This is a genomic window from Rhodococcus sp. P4_B6, assembly GCF_056402215.1.
This window is the reverse complement of sequence record NZ_JBFUHV010000177.1, coordinates 1-17,707: the sequence shown is the minus strand read 5'-3', so window position 1 is coordinate 17,707 and position 17,707 is coordinate 1. Positions and strand designations below refer to the sequence as shown.

Annotated in this window: 20 protein-coding genes; 10 read left to right on the top strand and 10 right to left on the bottom strand. The window is 66.3% G+C overall.

Annotated elements, in window-relative coordinates; genetic code table 11:
• Both AC1DWT_RS42305 and AC1DWT_RS42300 read left to right on the top strand, forming a co-directional pair.
• On the top strand, positions 1-955 hold a 955-nt coding region (locus AC1DWT_RS42305; RefSeq protein WP_477925277.1), incomplete at its 5' end, for a DUF7064 domain-containing protein.
• A 76-nt stretch (positions 956-1,031) separates the two neighbouring features.
• Entirely contained in the window at positions 1,032-1,826 is a 795-nt protein-coding gene (locus tag AC1DWT_RS42300; RefSeq protein ID WP_206013575.1) for an IclR family transcriptional regulator, read from the top strand.
• Between the two features lie 127 nt (positions 1,827-1,953).
• On the opposite strand, the gene AC1DWT_RS42295 is transcribed toward AC1DWT_RS42300, so the two are convergent.
• Positions 1,954-2,475, bottom strand: coding sequence for a thioesterase family protein (locus tag AC1DWT_RS42295; protein ID WP_206013574.1), 522 nt, complete (start codon positions 2,473-2,475; stop codon positions 1,954-1,956).
• Between the two features lie 45 nt (positions 2,476-2,520).
• Here AC1DWT_RS42295 and AC1DWT_RS42290 point away from each other — a divergent pair, with 45 nt between their 5' ends.
• Positions 2,521-3,069, top strand: coding sequence for a TetR/AcrR family transcriptional regulator (locus tag AC1DWT_RS42290; RefSeq protein WP_072937118.1), 549 nt, complete (start codon positions 2,521-2,523; stop codon positions 3,067-3,069).
• Between the two features lie 68 nt (positions 3,070-3,137).
• Here AC1DWT_RS42290 and AC1DWT_RS42285 read toward each other — a convergent pair whose 3' ends face one another.
• The 3 genes from AC1DWT_RS42285 to AC1DWT_RS42275 form a co-directional block, all read right to left on the bottom strand.
• Entirely contained in the window at positions 3,138-4,154 is a 1,017-nt protein-coding gene (locus AC1DWT_RS42285; RefSeq protein WP_072937119.1) for an Rv3169 family protein, read from the bottom strand.
• A 28-nt stretch (positions 4,155-4,182) separates the two neighbouring features.
• The gene (locus AC1DWT_RS42280) at positions 4,183-5,481 is read right to left on the bottom strand and encodes an MFS transporter (RefSeq protein ID WP_072937120.1); all 1,299 of its coding nucleotides are present in this window, start codon (positions 5,479-5,481) and stop codon (positions 4,183-4,185) included.
• Positions 5,482-5,610: 129 nt separating this feature from the next.
• Positions 5,611-6,852, bottom strand: a complete 1,242-nt coding sequence (locus tag AC1DWT_RS42275) for an acyl-CoA dehydrogenase family protein (protein WP_072937121.1) — start codon at positions 6,850-6,852, stop codon at positions 5,611-5,613.
• Between the two features lie 151 nt (positions 6,853-7,003).
• Between AC1DWT_RS42275 and AC1DWT_RS42270 the strand changes: the two genes are divergently transcribed.
• Entirely contained in the window at positions 7,004-7,456 is a 453-nt protein-coding gene (locus AC1DWT_RS42270) for a MaoC family dehydratase (protein ID WP_072937272.1), read from the top strand.
• A gap of 20 nt (positions 7,457-7,476) precedes the next feature.
• Positions 7,477-8,493, top strand: coding sequence for an NADPH:quinone oxidoreductase family protein (locus tag AC1DWT_RS42265; protein ID WP_387491288.1), 1,017 nt, complete (start codon positions 7,477-7,479; stop codon positions 8,491-8,493).
• 10 nt (positions 8,494-8,503) lie between these two features.
• On the opposite strand, the gene AC1DWT_RS42260 is transcribed toward AC1DWT_RS42265, so the two are convergent.
• Positions 8,504-9,544, bottom strand: a complete 1,041-nt coding sequence (locus AC1DWT_RS42260; RefSeq protein WP_477925272.1) for a phosphotransferase family protein — start codon at positions 9,542-9,544, stop codon at positions 8,504-8,506.
• Between the two features lie 122 nt (positions 9,545-9,666).
• Between AC1DWT_RS42260 and AC1DWT_RS42255 the strand changes: the two genes are divergently transcribed.
• Complete coding sequence (locus AC1DWT_RS42255) at positions 9,667-10,464, top strand: SDR family NAD(P)-dependent oxidoreductase (protein ID WP_477925270.1); 798 nt, start codon at positions 9,667-9,669, stop codon at positions 10,462-10,464.
• 13 nt (positions 10,465-10,477) lie between these two features.
• Here the strand turns inward: AC1DWT_RS42255 and AC1DWT_RS42250 are convergent, their stop codons facing one another.
• The 4 genes from AC1DWT_RS42250 to AC1DWT_RS42235 all read right to left on the bottom strand — a co-directional run bounded on the left by AC1DWT_RS42250 (position 10,478) and on the right by AC1DWT_RS42235 (position 14,567).
• Complete coding sequence (locus AC1DWT_RS42250) at positions 10,478-11,191, bottom strand: SDR family NAD(P)-dependent oxidoreductase (RefSeq protein WP_072937124.1); 714 nt, start codon at positions 11,189-11,191, stop codon at positions 10,478-10,480.
• The gene (locus AC1DWT_RS42245; RefSeq protein ID WP_477925267.1) at positions 11,188-12,522 is read right to left on the bottom strand and encodes a PucR family transcriptional regulator; all 1,335 of its coding nucleotides are present in this window, start codon (positions 12,520-12,522) and stop codon (positions 11,188-11,190) included. The genes AC1DWT_RS42250 and AC1DWT_RS42245 overlap by 4 nt, the downstream gene beginning before the upstream one ends.
• Positions 12,523-12,529: 7 nt before the next feature.
• A complete protein-coding gene (locus AC1DWT_RS42240) occupies positions 12,530-13,450 on the bottom strand; it encodes an LLM class flavin-dependent oxidoreductase (RefSeq protein WP_095862167.1) in 921 nt (306 codons plus the stop codon).
• Positions 13,451-14,444: 994 nt separating this feature from the next.
• Positions 14,445-14,567 (bottom strand): hypothetical protein, encoded by a 123-nt coding sequence (locus AC1DWT_RS42235; RefSeq protein WP_009476095.1) that lies wholly within the window; start codon positions 14,565-14,567, stop codon positions 14,445-14,447.
• A gap of 320 nt (positions 14,568-14,887) precedes the next feature.
• On the opposite strand from AC1DWT_RS42235, the gene AC1DWT_RS42230 reads away from it, so the two are divergent.
• Positions 14,888-15,259: a serine recombinase gene (locus AC1DWT_RS42230; protein ID WP_477925265.1), complete on the top strand. Its 372-nt coding sequence runs from the start codon at positions 14,888-14,890 to the stop codon at positions 15,257-15,259.
• A 381-nt stretch (positions 15,260-15,640) separates the two neighbouring features.
• On the opposite strand, the gene AC1DWT_RS42225 is transcribed toward AC1DWT_RS42230, so the two are convergent.
• Positions 15,641-15,886 carry a hypothetical protein gene (locus tag AC1DWT_RS42225; RefSeq protein WP_143548905.1) on the bottom strand — a complete coding sequence of 82 codons (246 nt, stop codon included), beginning with the start codon at positions 15,884-15,886 and terminating at the stop codon, positions 15,641-15,643.
• Between the two features lie 108 nt (positions 15,887-15,994).
• Here AC1DWT_RS42225 and AC1DWT_RS42220 point away from each other — a divergent pair, with 108 nt between their 5' ends.
• The 3 genes from AC1DWT_RS42220 to AC1DWT_RS42210 form a co-directional block, all read left to right on the top strand.
• A complete protein-coding gene (locus AC1DWT_RS42220) occupies positions 15,995-16,123 on the top strand; it encodes a hypothetical protein (RefSeq protein WP_257015552.1) in 129 nt (42 codons plus the stop codon).
• An 814-nt stretch (positions 16,124-16,937) separates the two neighbouring features.
• Positions 16,938-17,462, top strand: coding sequence for a hypothetical protein (locus AC1DWT_RS42215; RefSeq protein WP_095862169.1), 525 nt, complete (start codon positions 16,938-16,940; stop codon positions 17,460-17,462).
• Positions 17,459-17,707: RES domain-containing protein (locus AC1DWT_RS42210; protein ID WP_477925262.1), on the top strand; the 249-nt coding region annotated here is incomplete at its 3' end. The genes AC1DWT_RS42215 and AC1DWT_RS42210, both read left to right, overlap by 4 nt.

Genomic DNA, 17,707 nt, shown 5'->3' with positions numbered 1-17,707 from the left:
GGTCGAGACGATCCTGTTTCCGATCGTCATACCGGAGGCGAATCTCTACACCCTGATTTACACGAATGTGCGCCCCAGTCTCGGGGTGATGTGGAACCAGATCATGGTCTGCGGTTCGCTCACCGACACGCGCGCGGAACTGTTGCACTACAACGAGAATCCGCATCTCCCTGCGCCGGCATCCTTCACGCGGATCGAATCGCCGATCGGGCTGTCGATCGATGCCGTGGACGCACCGCGCAAGTTCCGCATCGACTACGTCGCCGACGACGGCACCGAGATCCACGTCGACTGGGTGAATCTCATGGACCCGTTCGACATTCATGATCCACAGCACAGCCCGCAGGCCGGCGCGGCTCCCGATATCCATGCCGACCTCGAGTCGGGAGCGCACAAGTCCGTCGGGCACGGGGACGCCACCGGGCATGCGACCGGGACGATGATCGTTCGCGGCCGCGAGTACGTCGTGGACTCCATCGAGCGGATGGACCGGAGTTGGGGGCCGCGTGACCCGATGAAGGCAGGGAAGCCGAACCATATCGTCTCCGCGACCTTCGGTGAGGACCTCGCCTTCCACATGATCTGTCCTTGGAATCCCGAGGCGGCAAACCCGGACGCGTTCCAACTCTCGCACGGATACGTGATGGACGACGGTGAAGTCTACGGGCTCACCGACGAATTGGAGATGACCAGCACTCACCTGGGAATGGTGTGTACCGGCATCGACATGACGGTCACCGATGTGCGCGGGAAGAAGTTCCGGCTCCAGGCCACGCCCAACGTCGGGGCTCCCTGGATCGCGGCGCCGACCGCTATGGTGCACAACGCCCTGATGCGGTGGACGTGCGAGGGCCGGGACGGGTACGGGGTCGTCATGAGTACTCGGCACCTGTCCGAGTTGAACAGGAGCTTCGGTCGGTTCCAGGCCGACACTCGCGGACTTGTCTCCGTCTGACCGGCGTGATGTGAGCGGGGGAGCGCGTTGCCGGACATCCTTTTCGGATACTGCCGGGTCGGACTATCATCCCGGTATGAAGACGAGGCCGATCAGTAAGCCGACTTACATGATCGAGTCCGTGCACAACGCGCTTCTGCTGCTGAACGCAGTCCGCGACCACGGCAGCCTCCGGTTGAAGGACGCCGCCGAAGAGATCGGGGTGGCGGAGTCGACCGCTCACCGGTTGCTGGCCATGCTGATCTACCACGGCTTCGTCGTGCAGGACGAGTCGCGGAGGTACCTCCCGGGGCCGTCGATCGGGGTCGGACCCACCGGGTCGTCCTGGACCCGGGTGTTCCGCGATGCGTGCCTCGACTCGATGCACGAATTGGCTTCGCTGACGGGGGAGACGGTGAATCTCGTCGTTCGGACCGGCGTCGAGTCCCGGGTGATCGGAGCCGTCGAGTCGGAGAAACTGCTCAGGGTCGGTAATCGACAGGGTCATGTTCCGCCCGCACGAACGTCGGCCGGCGGCCGGGTGCTGCTCGCGCAACTCGACGACAGTGCGCTCGCGGATCTGTATCGGTCGGAGTACGCACTCTCGGCCGACCGGCTGTCGCCTGCGGAATTCGCTTTGTTGCAGAGGGAATTGCGGGCTGTGTCCGAGAAGGGGTACGCAACAGCGGTGGATGCGGTCGAGGTCGGCTTGTCCTCCGTGGCGGTCTGTCTGCGCAACGGCGAGGGTGTCGCTCTGGGCGCCCTGGTCGTGGCGATGCCGACAACCAGGTTTCATGCCAGCCTGGAGTCGGGACTGGTCGGCCAGATGCGCAGAACAGCAGCGGGAATCGAGTCTCGCATTCGTGACCTGAGGTCGTCCGACGCCACGTGAGTCGGGCCGCGGTGACGGCATCCGGCACTACTTATCCGGACACGCGCACCTTCTCGGCCGCCGTAGCGAGTGCGGGAACCGAGAAGGTGAGCGTCAATGGCTCGTGGAAGCCGTCAGTCCGACGCCGTCACCGCGCGGCCCTGGCGCGGACGCCCATCGCACCGCAGACGGGGGCGGGCCAGTCGACGTCGGTGCGGGCGAGTTCCCGGTCAACCGCACCGGCGACGTCGCCGGCGAAGGGCACGACCCGGCGGCTGGTGAGGTCGACGTGGGTCGCGGTGACCTCGAGTGTGCTCGCGAGGCGTTCGGTGGTGTCGTCGACGAGGAACGCCATGGCGTGGACGACCTTGTCCGAGCGTTCGACGATCCGCGCGTGCACCGACACGCGGTCGCCGACGTGGACCTCCGCGTAGTAGCGGATGTGGTGCTCGGCGGTGAAGAAGCCCTGGCCACGGGTGGCGCGGTAGTCGTCGGTAATGCCCATCCGATCGAACACTTCCGCGATCGCCTGCGCCTCGAGGTCGAAATAGTGGCGGATGTTCATGTGGCCGTTCTCGTCCTCGTAGGCGGACGGAACGAGCACGGGCCCGCACTCGCGGGGCAGTGCAACCACCTGGAGGTATGAGGGGATTTCGGCTGGTGACGTCATCGGTCCATAATAACGATCGTTATCACCGAGTGCTAGAATGCAGCTGTGGACCGGAACAGGAAGATCCTCGACACCGCCGCAGAGCTGTTCTACGAAAAAGGCTTTCACGGAACGAGTGTCGATGAGCTGGGCTCCCGTGCCGGTCTGAGCGGTCCTGCCATCTATCGTCATTTCTCAGGCAAGGACGAGATTCTGGCCACCCTGTTCGATGAGGCGATGGACGAGTTGATCGGCGCCACCGAACCGGTGCACGAGGACGCGGATCTCGATCTCCAGCGGATGATCCGACACCACGCCCTCTATGCTGCCCGGCACCGCCATCTCGTGAACGTCAGCCAGCGTGAAGACCGGTCGCTGGTCGATCCGTGGCGGAAGGCGATCAACCGCCGGCGCAAGCAGTACGTCCAGGGGTGGGAGGCCGCGGTGGCGCGGTCGATCCCCGCCGCGTCGCCGGCAGAGGTTTCGGTGGCCACCCAGTCCTGCCTGGGCATGATCTTCTCGATCGCGTACTGGCCCGCCAAGGTGACCCGCACCGCCGGGCTCGCCGATCACATGGTGCGGATGGCGAGCGAGGGCCTGGACGCTTTCCGGTAACAGCACACCGGTAATAGCACTCTGCCCCTGCACCTATCGGTAGATGCAGGGGCAGAGTCAGCTTCGGGCTAGGTCGCGATGCTGGAGCGGTACGTGTAGGACGACGACCGCGACAGGGCGAACTCGAAGATTCCGTAGCCGGTCTGCCCGTTCCACTCGAACGTGCAGCACCGGTCGGTCAGGGCCGAGTCGAGGGTCGTCGGCCCCACGGATCCGTCGAGCGGATAGACGTCGAACTCCTGGAAGTCGCGGCCACGGACCTTGCCGTGGTGTCCGCCGTAGCCACCGCCCGCCATGTAGCCACCGCCTGCGGAGGCGTCCGCACCGATGCGGTAGGTCGCGCCGCCGGCCGTCACGACCTCGATCGTCCCCCCGGTGAGGTCGTTGCCCGCGGCGAATGCCAGGTCGTGCCGGACGTCGGTGATGTCGTCGAGTCGGCCGTCGTCGTGCATGACGGCGCCTTCCAGCAGAATTCGGCCACCTCGACGGTCCTCGACGAGCAGGAACCCGAACGTGCGGTCCGGGAACTGCGCCTGGTACCAGATGTGCAGGCCCTGTCCGCCGGACATGGTCCGCACCCCGCGGGAGCGGTCCCGCAGGCCGTACCACCCGCCGACGTCGGTGGCGGACCCGTCGAGGGTGAGAGTGCCTTCGTAGCGGCCGGGCTGGAAGAGATGGTCGAACGACGTGACGTTTCCGTCGGTGTTCTCCACATCCACCGATCCGAGCCAATACGGTGCCCGGGCGCGCCAGACCAGGTCCAGTTCGAGTCCGGTTTTGTTCTCACCCAGCTGGATTCGCCAGGTCGTGTTGTCCTCGAGCGTCTCCCACTTCAGCGGCCCGACGGAGGCGGCGTCGGTCGCGTCGTGCTCGGTGGAGAAGCGCAGGTTGCGCTGCTCGGTCTCCGTGGTGAGGACGACGAAACCGTCCACGACGTTCCGCGGTGGATAGACCCCGGCGCCGAGGATCACCGACGGCGCGGCGGCGCCGTCCGGATGAAGGTTGAACATGAACCGGTCGAAGAACCTCTCCGGCATGTCAGCAGTGGCCCGGGTTACCAGGGCGTCGTGGAATCCGTCGGTCATGCGTACTCCTTCTGGTCGACGGTGGGTATCAACTGGAGACCGGCGACTTCGGCGCCGATGTCTCGTCGACAGCGTCGACCTCCTTGTGATCGAGGGTAAAGCGGTAGGACCCCATCAGCAGCAGGCAGACGATCCCGACACCGACCAGCACGATGATCGGCAGCGCTCCGGCACGGTAGGAACCGGTGGCGCTGTAGACCTGTCCGAGCAGGAAGATGCCGAACGCCGACCCCTGCGCGTAGAGGAAGTAGATGAATCCCAGCACCCGGCCGTAGGAGTGCTTGGGGAAGTATCGGCTCACCATGTAGGCGGCGAGATCACCCTCGGATCCCAGGCCGAGACCGATCAGGACGGCGCCGACGAACAGCAGGCCGGTCTGCGACGACGTGATCATCAGGAAGACGCCGACCGCGCACAACGCGAAGATGATCGAGCCGATGGCGGGGGCGTAGAACCGGTCCAACAGGTAGCCGACCAGCAGGCGGGCGGAAACCGACGCCAGGCTGAGGACGGACAGGATCGAGACGGCGGTGCCCTGGCTGATGCCCTTGTCGGTGGTCATGGGCACGATCTGCGACATCAACCCGAAGGTTGCCGACGACACCAGGAAGATGGCGATGGAGAGCAGCCAGAACTGCCGGTACTTCCGGGCCACGGTGAGGAGGGACTCCCCGGCCATCCGGCCTTGTAGGCGCGCGGCCATGCGCTCGGCCTCGTGTTCGGCCGGCATCCGGGTGACGAAGGCGTAGACGGCGGCCGGGATGACCGTGCACAGGGCGCCGATGACCAGGAACGCCAAGCGCCATCCGCCGATGCCGAGCATCCAGTTGGCTAGATACGGCATCAGTACACCGCAGGAGCCGAGGCCGGCCATGAGAATGCCCAGCGCCATGCCGCGCCGGTCCTGGAACCACGCACTCACCACGGTCGAGTGCGCGACCGGGTTCACGGCGCCCGCTCCGGCGCCGATCACCACACAGAGCAGGTAGAAGACGAGTTGATTGTTCGGCAGTGCGGACATCAGCATCAGGCCGATTCCGAACGCCAGTGACATCGGGACCGAGGGGATCTTGGGTCCGTACCGGTCGATGAGGAAGCCCAGGATGACGATGCTGATGCCCACCAGCACCGTTTCGATGGACAGGCCGTTGCTGATGACGCTGCGTTCCCAGCCGAACTCCTGGGTCATGGGCTTGCCCAGGATGTTGAACAGAACGTTGACCGCTGTCGTGCCGAACAGCAGTGTCATGAAACCGGTAACGACATACCACCAGCGGTTCAGATGCCGCGTGGGCGCCTGCAACCCAGTCGTGCCGACTGCGCTCATGGAAGCTCCTGTCGATTGATATCGGTAGTCGGGGGCGGCGATGCCGCGCAGGGGATCCACGGTGAGTGGCCTCCGTCACAGATAACACCATATGGACAGGCCAAAGTAAAGGACAGTCCAAAAGGGTGACTAGCGATGGGACGAGAAGTCGAAGATCCTGCTCGCGATCCGGCGCAGCTGCAGCTCGTCCGTGCCCTCGGTGATGCGGTAGCGGCGGTGGTGGCGGTAGATGTGCTCGAACTGCTTGTGGCGGGAGTATCCGACGCCGCCGTGGATCTGGATCGCGCGATCGGCGGCGCGGCAGGCGAGCTGGTTGCTGCGCAGGTTCACCATCGCCACCTTGTCGGTGACGGCCGTCTTCCCGAGCTCGTCCATCATTGCCGCGGTCTTGTAGATCGTGTTGCGGATCAGTTCCGCATCGGTCTGGAGTTCCACCAGTTGCCACTGGATTCCCTGGTGCTCGTGCAGCGGCTTCCCGAAGACGACCCGCTCCTGCGCGTACTTCACGCTCTGGTCGATGCAGTACTGCGCCGCACCGAGCGACGACGCCGCCTGCCGGATCCGGTTCTCGTGGACGAACAGCTGCGCGCAGTCGAGGCCGCGGCCGACCTCCCCGACCACTGCGCTCGCCGGGACCCGCACGTCGTCGAGATGGACTTCCGAATGGTCGCTGGGCATGTTGAACGTCCAGTGGTTGAACGGAACGGAGAACCCGGGCGCGTCCGTCGGTACCAGGAATGCGGTGATCCCGTCGGCCTTGCCGGCCTGCCCGGACGTGCGCGCGAACACGAGGTCGACCTCGGAGCAGTCGACAAGGCTGTTGAAGCGCTTCGCCCCGTTGATGATCCAGTCGTCGCCGTCACGCCGGGCCGTCGTTTCCAGGTACGTCGCGTCGCTGCCGTGCCCGGGCTCGGTGAGACCGAACGCGATCTCGATGTCGCCGCGGATCAGTGGTTCGAGGTACTGCTCCCGCTGTTCGTCGGTACCGTATTCGTGCAGTACGAGCGCAAGGGGGAGGTTCGCGACCACCGATGCCTCGTCGGCGTGCGGGAAGTGCAGACCGGAGCCCCGGGTGAGGAGGTGCTCGCGCACGACGGCCATCGCGAGGTTGCTCCCGTCGTTGCCGCCGAGCGCCCGGGGCAACGGGAACCGGAAGAACCCGGCGGCGTCGGATCGGCGCCGCGCCTCGAGCAGCAACTCGCGCCACTCCTGCTTGGGGAACCCGTCCCGTTCCCAGTCCGTGCGGGCGTACTCGCGGCGGTGGTCGAAGAACTGCGGGTGCTTGGCCTCGAGCGGGGTGATCTCGCGATCGATGAACGCGTCGAGGTCGGTGACGAACTGCTGCACATCGTCGGGAATGGTCCAGTCCATAGGGCGTCCTCCGCTTCGGTTTCCTGATGCATCGGACGGTAGGGAGCGGCGGCACCCACAGCCACGAGGGCGCCGCGCCGCACTGTTGATTTCCCCAGTGCCGAATCGACGGTTCCTGTGGTGCGCGCGGTCGCCGTGGTTGCATGCGGCCATGCTGAAGCTGAACGGGATCGACGAGTTGGTTGCGCGGGTCGGCACCGACCTCGGCACGACGGACTGGTACGACGTGACCCAGGACCGCATCACGGCGTTCGCGCACGACACCGAGGACTTCGAGCGGATCCACGTCGACCCCGAGCGGGGCCGGGAGGCCGGATTCGGCGGCACGATCGCCCACGGAATGTACACACTCTCGCTCGGGCCGAAGTTTCTCTACGAGGTCTTCGAGATGAACGGGCATTCGCTGGGACTCAACTACGGGTTCGACACGGTGCGGTTCCTGAACCCCGTCCCGGTCGGTTCGCGGATCCGCATGACGGCGCGACTGCAGGATGCGCGACCGATCGACGGCGGATATCGGTTCACGATCCGGCAGACCTTCCAGATCGAGGGTCACGACAAACCCGCCTGCGTCGCGGACGCGGTCGTGGCCTACTTCCACTGAATACGAGGAGAGTGACGTCCATGCGCGCAGTCGTCGTCGAGGAACTGACCGGCCCGGAGGCCGCGACGTTGGCAGAGGTACCCGAACCGCACGGCGCCCACCCCCGGGCGGACGGACAGCGACTACTCGTCGACGTGCACGCCGCCGGCCTCTCGTTCATCGACCCCCTGCAGACCTGGGGGAAATACCAGAACGGCGTGCCCACACCGTACGTGTGTGGCAGCGAGTTCGCGGGTGTCGTGGTCGAGGCGCCGGGCGGCACCGACCTCCGGCCGGGCGACCGGGTCGGCGGAATCGTGTGGCACGGCGCGCTCGCCGAGCGGGCCCTGGCACTGCCCGAGTACACGGTGAAGATCCCGCCGTCGATGTCGTTCGTCGAAGGCGCGGCGCTCTACATGAACTACTCGACGTCCTGGTACGCGCTGCACCGGGCGCAGGCTCGGCCGGGCGAGTACGTGCTCGTCCACGGCGCGGCGGGTGGGGTGGGCACCGCGGCGCTCGACCTCGCGGACACGTTCGGGGTGAAGGCGATCGCGGTCGTGTCCAGCGACCGGAAGGAGGAGGTCGCGCGCCACCACGGCGCGCACGCGGTGGTGCGGTCGGACGGGCCGTGGCTCGACGAGGTGCGCGACCTCACCGACGGTCGCGGCGTGCACGTGGTGATCGACCCGGTGGGCGGCGACCGGTTCACCGACTCCCTCCGCGCACTGCGCCAGGGCGGGCGACTCGTCGTCGTCGGATTCACCGGCGGCTCGATTCCCACCGTCAAGGTCAACCGTCTGCTCCACCGCAATCTCACCGTCACGGGAATCACCATGGACAACATGGAAACCGAGTATCCCGGCACGCTGCGGATGGTTCGGGACGCCGTCGAGACGCTGGCCGCCGAGGGACGAATACGGCCGTATGTCGGGGCCACGTTCCCGCTCGAACAGTCGGCGGCCGCACTGCGCGCGCTGGACGACCGGGCCGCGCTCGGCAAGGTCGTCGTCGAGGTGGTACCTCGCGGTGTTACGGAAGTGGTGCCGTCGGCCTGACGGCACGGGCTCAGGGAACCGCCGGCGTGCCGAGGACGGCCAGCCCTCGTTCGACGACCTCGGCGAGGCTCTCCGCGGCGACGACCAGGGCGGGGTCCGGGTCGGGGCGCCTCCGGTTGCGCTTGACGAAGACCGACATCGTCGACGCCGTCTTGTAGTAGCAGTAGGCCAGGAACCAGTCCAGGTCGGGAATCGGCCCGTCACGCTCGGCGCGGTAGGCGGCGAGGAGTTCGCCGCGCGACGGCATCCCTGTTCCCGCCGCGACGTCGGCCGCTGGACGGGACCGCCGGAACCGGTGCGCCGGGTCGGTGTGCATCAGCAACCACGCCAGATCGGTGCGGGGGTCGCCGACGGACCAGATCTCCCAGTCGATGATCGCGGCGAGGTCGTCGCCGGCGAACAGCATGTTCGCGAGTCGGTAGTCGCCGTGCAGCAGGGTGGGAGCGACCGGTGCGGGGATGCGGTCCGTCAGCGCGGCGTGCAGTTCGGCGTGCCGAGGCGCGATGTCGTCGTCGACGGTGTCGAGCAGGCGCTGCCAACGGGCGAGTTCCTCCGCGACGGTGACGACCGGTTCGTCCCCGACTCCCAGCGCGACGGGATCGAGGTTCTGCATCCGTGCGAGCATCCCGGCGGCTCGGAGAGCGCGGACGGCAACCGTGTCGGCGGACGGCGGGGAGCCGGCTTCGTCGAGGAGCGGTTCGTAGGACTGTCCGTCGACGAGGGTCATGCCGAAGAACGGTGGCCGTTCGGGTGTTCCGTTCTCCTCGAAGAGGATCGATGGCACCCGGACGCCGGGCGCCGCGCCGAGGAGACGGATGATCCGCGCCTGCCGGAGGACGTCGCGGTTGCGGACCGGTTCCAGTCCGGGGGGTGCCATCTTGAGGACGATGCCCGCGTCGGGCAGGCCGGGGCGGCTGAGCACGGCCCGGTAGGTCAGGCTCGACACCCCACCCGGCAGTGCCGAGGGCGCCGATATCGCGGCTCCCGGCCATCGGCGATCCGCGGCCGCCGTCGCCCGTGTGGTCAGCGTGTTCACATCGAATTCCGTCACGTCTCCACGATCGGGCCGGTCGGCCGGCACCGCAAACACGCGCGTCGCTGTCACTGAAGAAATCCACAGTGGTCCCTCGGTGGTTGCTTCGGATGATCTCCGGTGCGTGGTAGAGCTTGCCTATGACATCGATCAGCGGATATCGGTCCCGGAACGATGCTGGGCTGGAGCGGTTCTCGTTGCACGGCAAGGTCGTGGTGGTGACCGGGGCGTCGTCCGGTCTCGGCGTGGCCTACGCGCTCGCCCTGGCACGCGCGGGTGCCGACGTCGTCCTCGGGGCGCGGCGTGGCGACAAACTGGCCGACACCGCGGAGCAGGTGCGGAAGTACAACCCCCGCGTGGTGGCGGTGGAGACCGACGTGACGCAGGTGGACCAGTGCGACCGCCTCGTCGAAGCCGCCGTCGAGGCATTCGGGCGGGTGGACGTCCTCGTCAACAACGCGGGCACCGGCGGTGAATACCACCCCGTAACGGAGGATCCGCCCGACCACTTCCGGTCCGTCGTCGACGTGAACGTGCACGGCTCCTACTGGATGATTCAGGCGTGCGCGCGGGTGATGGGCCGCGGCAGTTCGATCGTGAACGTCTCCAGCGTCATGGCTCTCACGACGGCGAAGATGCCCGCCGCCGCGTACAGCGCGAGCAAGGCGGCCGTTCTCGGACTGACCCGCGACCTCGCCGCGCAACTCGGTCCGAGCGGAGTCCGGGTGAATGCCATTCTGCCGGGTGTCTTTCCGTCCGAGGCGACGGCGCACTACAGCGAGAACTACAAGCGCAAGATCATCGACGCGCGGATACCCCTCGGACGCATCGGCGATCCCGAGGACATCGCCGCGGTGGTGGTGTTCCTGGCGAGCGACGCGTCCGCGTATCTCACCGGGGTGAGTCTTCCCGTCGACGGCGGCGTGCTGGTGAACTGAGCACGCGCGAACGCTATCGGTGCTGCGCCACCGAGGAGGTCACCGTGCGGGTGTTGAGGCCGTCGCCGGCGTCGACGGTGAGGAACTGGCCGGTGACGCTGCGAGCGGTCGGGGAGGCGAAGAACGCGACGGCATCCGCGATGTCGGCCGGGTCGACGAATCCGTTGGGCATCGACGCGAGCCACGCGTCCTGGATGTCCTGAGGCATCGACAGGATGCCGGAACTGGCCGTCATCCCGGGCAGGACGGCGTTGGCGGTGATGCCGAGGGCGACGTTCTCGGCCGCAACGGTCTTCACCAGACCGAGCAGGCCGGCCTTCGTGGTGCTGTACGACACCTGGGCCGGCATGCCCTGCGTGCCTGCGGTACTGGAGATGACGACCACGCGGCCGTATTCCCGTTCGCGCATCCCCGGCAGGCACTGCTGCAGCACTCGGAAGGTCCCGGTGAGGTTGACCTCGAGGTCTTTTCGCCACTTGTCGATCGACAGACTGTGTGCGGCGCCGAACATCGTCGTCAGACCCGCATTGGCCACGTAGACGTCGATGTCGTCGAGGGGCGGCAGTTCGTCGGCGGACATGTCGGCCTGGTACGTGCACCCGGGTGCACGGTCGAGCGTGACCACCTCCATCCCGTCGGCTTCGAGTCGGGCGACGATGGCCTTACCGATACCGCCCTCGCGTGCGGCACCGGTTACCAGTGCCTTGCGGCGGTGCGGGTCGGTCATGCGGATCTCCGTTCGTCGGGCAGTGCATCGATGCGTCCAGTGTCGTCGCATTCCGCTTCGGCGCAGCGGTTTTCGACGTGGAAGGCCGGATGGTCGCGAAGTCGGAGGACGAGAAGCGCGGTATGGATGCTCAGTTGATGAGACGCGTCACCGGTGACGTCGAGGCCGGTGAGGGCGTGCACTCGCGACAACCGGAGGCGCACCGTGTTCTCGTGCACACCCAGACGCGTGGCGGTGCGGCGCATGCCGCGATTCTGCTCGAACCAGACTGCCAGGGTGCGAATCAGTTCGGTCGACGTCGCGTCGTCATCGAGGAGGGGGCCGAGCATGTCGTCGATGTAGTGCCGGATGGCGGAGATCTCGCCGTTCGCGAGGAAGAGGCGGGCCGGTCCCAGATCGTCGACGGCGAGAACGCGATGCCCCGTTCCGTGAGTGAAACGGTCGATGCAGCGCACCACCTCCCGTGCCTCGCGGTAGGCGCGGGTGAACGAATCGGGTTCGTACACGGACGACACCCCGGCGATCAGACCTCCCGTCGGGCTCAGTTCGGCGGCCGCCGCCTCGAGGGTCGCGGTGATGCGCCGGACGACGGTCGGGGACGCGACGTGCTCCGGTGCCTCGATGAGCAGGAGGATTCCCTCCGAACCCCGAGTCGACAACACCTCCATGCCGAGAGCACGCTCGGTGTGCTCGGCGAGGGAGCGGTCGAGATCCTCGGGTGTTCCGTCGGATTCGCGGACATACACCAGGGACCGGCGGGCGTGGACGTTCACGCCGAGGTATTCGGCACCGGCCGCGAGATCGGCCCAGGCGCCGGAGCCGCGAACGAGTTGGCGGGCGAGTGCGGACCGCGCATTCCAGGCGACCCGGGTGATGCGACGCTGCGTGAGGACCTGCGCGCCGATGCGGCGGGCACAGCGGAGGGTCACGTACTCGTCCGTGGGATGGAACGGCGTGGGTTGTTCGTCGACGACGAGCCATCCGAGGTGTTCGCCGCGTTCGACGATCGCGCTGAGGATCTTGCGCCGCGACAACCCGGTGCCGAGTTCGGCGGGCAACAGCACGGGTTCCGCGCTGGTCGGGGTGATCGTGTGCTCGCGCACGATCTCGCGCAGTGGTGGGAACGTCGTCTGCCTGCCGGCATCGGGCCGGGAGGACGCGACGATGTGTCCCTGGCGGTCGAAGAGGGTGACGGCTTTGCCGGTGGCCTCCGAACAGACCCGGACGATCGCGGACAGGCAGTCGACGGCCACCGCGGCGTCGTCGAGAAGCTCGTCCAACGCGCTGAGTGGAAGGTGCTTACGACCGGCGCCTTCGTCGGAGGTGGACATCACACGGTCAGCGGTGATGGGTGAGCAGAAGTGTGCGGACTGACGCCGCGTGCTCGATGGCCGACTCCATCGACGTCGTCGCCGGCACCAGGGTGATGTTGTCTGCACCTGCTTCGACGAACGAGTTCAGCCACTCGGCGACCTGCTCGGGTGTTCCGGCGGGGGCCAGATGACGGAACTTGTCGCGCGGCAACTGATACAACGCCTGCATCTTCTCGCCGACGAGCCGGTCCGCGACCGCGGCATCCTTGTCGAGCCCGCACCAGACGTTGACGCCGAACGAGTCGGGTGCCCGATTCTCCTGCGCGGCGGCCTCGAGGATCGCGGACCGAGTCTCGGCGAACCGTCGAGGTGTGCAGAAGATTCCGAGCCAGCCGTCGCCGTAGCGGGCGGTGCGGCGGATGGCGGATTCGCCGCGGCCACCGACCAGAATCGGCACCGCCGGCTGCGGCGCAGGCAGGATGCGTGCCCGGTCGAGGGTGAAGAACTCGCCATGATGGGTCACCTCCTCGCCGGTGAGCACGGCGCGCAAAACCTCGAGCGTCTCGTCCAGGCGACGGCCGCGGGTGCTGGGGTCGACCCCACTGTTCGAGATCTCGGAGCGGTCCTCACCGCCGACGCCGGCACCGAGGACCAGCCGTCCGGGTGCGATCTGCGACAGCGTCGCGATCTGGCGCGCGGCGAGCATCGGGTGCCGCAGTCCGAGCAGGTAGACGCCGATGATCACCGACAACGTGTCGTGGCTGGACAGGACGGACGTGGCCGAGACCATGCCGTCGAACCCGGTTCCGCCGTGGAAGCTGATGTGGTCGCCGACGGTGATGTGGTCGAGACCCGCCTCCGCCGCGGAATCGAGGAGCAGTCGCCGATCCGCGGGTTTCGGGACGAGGAGTGCGTCCGTGACCGACAATCCCACTCTGATCGACACCCTGGTCTCCTTTCATGCGAATGGACTGACCATAAACTTATCGGCGGGGCGATGGCAAGGGGCGGGGCAGGCCCCACCACGTCTTCTGGCCGTTGATCACCCAGCCGTCAGCGGTTCGCTCGGCGCAGCAGTTCATCGCGGCGACATCTTGTGGTGTCGGCAATCGAACGAATGAGACTGGCGGGGTTCGGTTCGGCGTGCCCATATCATCGGTCCACGAGCATCGACCGGGCGCCGGCTTTGGCGGCCCAGAATTCTCGGCTGCCGCCGTCGCGGAGCGGGTCATTGTTCGGTCGATCAGGCTGCCGGCGCGGTCGGGGGTGAGTTCCTCGCAGGCCACTACCAGTCCGTTGCCGGGTACTTCCCACAGCGACAGGCAGGTGGCCGGGGGCCGACGTACGGGCGTTGCGGGCTGTCAGGTGCGCGCTGTCCATCGGGTGCGAGGCCGAACGCTATCGGGGGACTGCTGCGATCGACGATGTGTCGGAACGCCGGCAACTGTGCGTGGGGCCCGTCGTCTCCTCGGCGACAGTGAAGTCGGGTCCGGCCGAGGGGGTGGCGATTCCAGGACGATTCATTTCTGTTCCATCAATTCTCGACGGGTCTGGAACTCCGGATGTCGTTGTGTGAGTAGCCTTGTCTTGCTCACCCTGAACTACTTCGGAAAACACGTCGTCCCGGCCACGGAGAGGCCGGGACGACGTGCCAGAGGCCGGAAGTTGGCCCCCCGATCAGGTGGTCACACGCAGGGAAAACCGAAAACCTGCGGCGTGCTTCCATTGAACTCGTCAGGTCTTGTGAGACTTTTCGCTGCTGTAAAAAATGGAAGTGAGTGCAGTCGGCAATATTTCCACGTTCCGGGCCGTTCCTTTCCGAAGCCGTTACTTCTGATGTGGGCGCGGGTCAGGGGTGTTGGCCGTGTTCCCGCGGCAACATCATCAATCCTCAGGCAGCGAAGAAGATGGCGGGATGCGGTGTTGACGCCAGTGTCGCATCAGCTCTTCCGCTTTCGGATGAGTTGAGTGGACTCGAGGGCCTTCTCTCGCTTCTCCGCCCGGCGCTCCTTGAGGGCACGTGCGGACTGTTTCGAACTCTTGACGGCGGACTTGTCGGCCATTGTCGGTCCTTTCCGAATCGGCAACCGCGAACTGACCTCGACCATACCCAACAAAAGAAATAAGTCCAGTTCAGCGGCCGAAATGCGAGGCGGCGCGGTGATGCCGGGTCGTGACGAGGGGTCGGGTGGCGCCTCGGCGGGCGGTTCCCCGATCCGAGATGCGCTACGCCCCCTTTTTTGTCCGGTCCGGTCGTCGTGAAACACCAGTCGGGAGCTTCCGAGGTGCAAGGCGCGCAGGAAATTTCACGGAGCTTGCTTATTTCTCACCGATGGCTATGGTGCAGGGCAGCGTTAGTGGAATCTATTTGGAGGACTGAAATGTGAGTGCAGCTACCGATCGTCAGTGGGCGGTTCGCGACGCTGTTCTGCGTTGGCTTCTTGCGAAGACAACGGAGGGTTATCGCAGCCCGATTCTGGACGCGGATGCCATCGGAGCGGAGGTCGGGTGGGTGGCCTCGGCGCTCACCCATGACGAAGTGGTAAACGCCTCGATGTTTCTCTTCAAGGAGAACTTTGTGACAGGCGTCCCGGTAATGGGTATCGGGATTCCACGACCGATGCTGACTGTCGCCGGACGCCGGGTGGCCAAGGCAGGCAAATCGTTGAGGTCCAAGATCGACGCTCACGAAGCGAAGTTGCGTCAGCGTCTACCGGCCCCGCTCGCAGAGACATCTGCGACGACGCGGCAGTGAAGTGAACGAGAGAATGGCTCGACCGGTCACTCGACGATGAGTTCGTGAGCCTGGGGTTGAATTCGGAACCGTTGGGGTCTGCACCGTCGTCGGGCACACTGCGCCGACACCGACGAGGTCACCCAGTCCGGTGGCGTCCCCCGAGGTAGGTGTCCGCGTACKCGCACTCTGCGGCGCGAAGCTCCGTCCGCATCGGCGACGGCCGGCAGGGGACCATCAGCGAAAAATACTGAACAATAGGAGAATTCGATGATTTCCTACTGGATGACAAGGTGCTCCGGAGGTCGTAGCGTGGGTGCTGGACGGATTGGTCGATGGCGGGCAGAGTGACTCACAGCTTCGCCGGCCCGTCGCCGTTCGCATGGCTCGTCGATGGGCACGTTATTTGCTGGTGAGGGTGTAGCGGTCGGCGATGACTTCGCGGTCTTCTCGTGGGGTGACTGCATGCCCGTCCGTGATCTGGCCGAGTGCACTCGGAGCCAACCAATTGATTTCTAGACGAAGGCAGGAATCGTCCATCATGAGTGTGACATCCGACCGCAGGAGATCGTCGACCCTCACCGGTGCCGGGTCGATCAGCACCGCGGAGATCAAGGCCCGACTCGCCGTGATGTTCGCTGACGACAACGCCGACACCCCTTTGCCCTCGCTGCCGACTGGGCGCGAACTGAGCTCTACCGCATCACGATCCGCACCGGCCGCCACACCTGGCCCATCCCGAGGAGGACTTGTCCCGTGAATCTCAATGTCGCTCTACTGCTCCTTGTCCTCGCCGGCGGAATCGGTGGCACCGCCGTCATCCAGGCCGCGTTGCGCCGTTCCGCCGACCGCGGTCGACGTGCGGTGTTCCACGTCGACGGCTGATCAAACTCGGTCAAGCTCGCCGGGGGTCGGGAAGGGCAGAGGTGAGCGATCCTGCGATGGGGGTGGGTCTGGTACGGGCGCTGCCGCGGATCCCGTGCCGGCCCACGAACCTATCGACCTGCGTGACAACGCCGGTCCCGGTGGCGGCTGCGACCGCGGCTCGAACGGGCACGGTCGGGATGAGGCCATGCGATTAGCGCGGAGGTCGCAAATGACGAATCCGATGCCGGGCAACTCGGACAGATCCGGTGCGACGGCCTTCACGGCAGAATCGAGTGCCTTCATGTTGTCGATCAACTCGGTATCGGGGGTGCAGATTCGTCTCGCTAGAGGACTGATCGAGGCGGCGTAGCCGGGTTTGGGATCAAGTTTGTGGTGTATGAGTCACGTTCGACTCGTGATGTTTCAAGCCGCGAGTGCGCGGTGGCGGTTGCTTCTAACCGGCAAGGTGAACCATCGACCCTCCAGCACGCGTCGTCAGGGGAAATCGGCGCGTTTGCCGTCTCTGATCGTCGACGCCACCGCTGCAATCGCGACGCCGGAACGAGCCCCGCAGAGTGTGGTGCCCGGAGCGCCCCGCCGGATGCGGCATCCGCAAGGAAACCTCGGTCACACGGAGGGACCGGCCGGGACCGGCTCCTCGACGAGGTCGAGGGGAACGCTCTGTCGAGGTCGACGATCGGCGGCGATGAGATCGACGTCCGCACTTGACCGTAGATCGGGGAGGTGCGATCGGGCCGACTCTCTGGTTGACGTGGTTGACGACATAAGGCAGCATTATGGTTGACAAGGTTGACGCGAAAGGGCGGGTGTGATGACGTCGCTGGTGGAGCAGGAGAAGCGATTGATGGAGGAGCTGTCGCAGCGTGTGCACCGCACGTTCGCTGCGGCCGCTGCGGCCGGTGTGCCCACCGACGCGTTCGCGGACGTGCAGGCGATCGCTGATGCGATGTCGGCTGCGCTTCCCACCCATCATGTCTATGACCAGGTCGTGGGCCCGTTTTACGATACGGCCGGGCTGACTCGCTGGTGGAATGTCAGTCGGCAGGCGGTGAGCAAGAGGGTCGCTACCAACGCGGTGATCGCCTGCCAACTCGAAGAGGGGCAGTGGGTCTATCCGGTGTGGCAGTTCACCAGCAGCGGCACCGTGGATCCGACGCTGGTGCAGGTGTGGCGTGTCCTGCGTGCGGGGGCGGACCCGTGGACGTGTGCGCTGTGGCTGCGGGCACCGCAGGATGCGTTCGGCGGTAAGACCGCGGCGGGCTGGTTGGCCGAGGGCGGCCGGGTCGACCCGGTCCTGGCGGCGGCCCGCGCGGACGTGCAGCGGTGGGCGGTGTGACCCGTGAGGACGTTGCTCTTCGGGCGCCCGGAGCACGCACGCTCACCGGGTTTCCTGGTTGGCGGTTGACTGGGAGGCGGCAGGTCAAGCGTGGTCACCGGGTCTCGAATGGGCCGTGGTGGTTCTCCTCTTCGGGTGGCGGACGATTCGATCTGTTCGCGCCGCGGGGTACGTGTTACGTCGCATTCGATGAGGCGACGGCGATCCGGGAGACGGTGGGGGAGGCGTTGGCATCGCTCGGGGTG

Bases quoted from the DNA above. Each gene is read 5' to 3' on its own strand.
- AC1DWT_RS42285 (WP_072937119.1), bottom strand. From the start codon at position 4,154: ATGACCGACGGATTCCACGACGCCCTGGTAACCCGGGCCACTGCTGAC.
- AC1DWT_RS42255 (WP_477925270.1), top strand. From the start codon at position 9,667: ATGACATCGATCAGCGGATATCGGTCCCGGAACGATGCTGGGCTGGAG.
- AC1DWT_RS42250 (WP_072937124.1), bottom strand. From the start codon at position 11,191: ATGACCGACCCGCACCGCCGCAAGGCACTGGTAACCGGTGCCGCACGC.
- AC1DWT_RS42265 (WP_387491288.1), top strand. From the start codon at position 7,477: ATGCGCGCAGTCGTCGTCGAGGAACTGACCGGCCCGGAGGCCGCGACG.
- AC1DWT_RS42300 (WP_206013575.1), top strand. From the start codon at position 1,032: ATGAAGACGAGGCCGATCAGTAAGCCGACTTACATGATCGAGTCCGTG.
- AC1DWT_RS42215 (WP_095862169.1), top strand. From the start codon at position 16,938: ATGACGTCGCTGGTGGAGCAGGAGAAGCGATTGATGGAGGAGCTGTCG.
- AC1DWT_RS42295 (WP_206013574.1), bottom strand. From the start codon at position 2,475: ATGACGTCACCAGCCGAAATCCCCTCATACCTCCAGGTGGTTGCACTG.
- AC1DWT_RS42270 (WP_072937272.1), top strand. From the start codon at position 7,004: ATGCTGAAGCTGAACGGGATCGACGAGTTGGTTGCGCGGGTCGGCACC.
- AC1DWT_RS42275 (WP_072937121.1), bottom strand. From the start codon at position 6,852: ATGGACTGGACCATTCCCGACGATGTGCAGCAGTTCGTCACCGACCTC.
- AC1DWT_RS42245 (WP_477925267.1), bottom strand. From the start codon at position 12,522: ATGTCCACCTCCGACGAAGGCGCCGGTCGTAAGCACCTTCCACTCAGC.
- AC1DWT_RS42235 (WP_009476095.1), bottom strand. From the start codon at position 14,567: ATGGCCGACAAGTCCGCCGTCAAGAGTTCGAAACAGTCCGCACGTGCC.
- AC1DWT_RS42280 (WP_072937120.1), bottom strand. From the start codon at position 5,481: ATGAGCGCAGTCGGCACGACTGGGTTGCAGGCGCCCACGCGGCATCTG.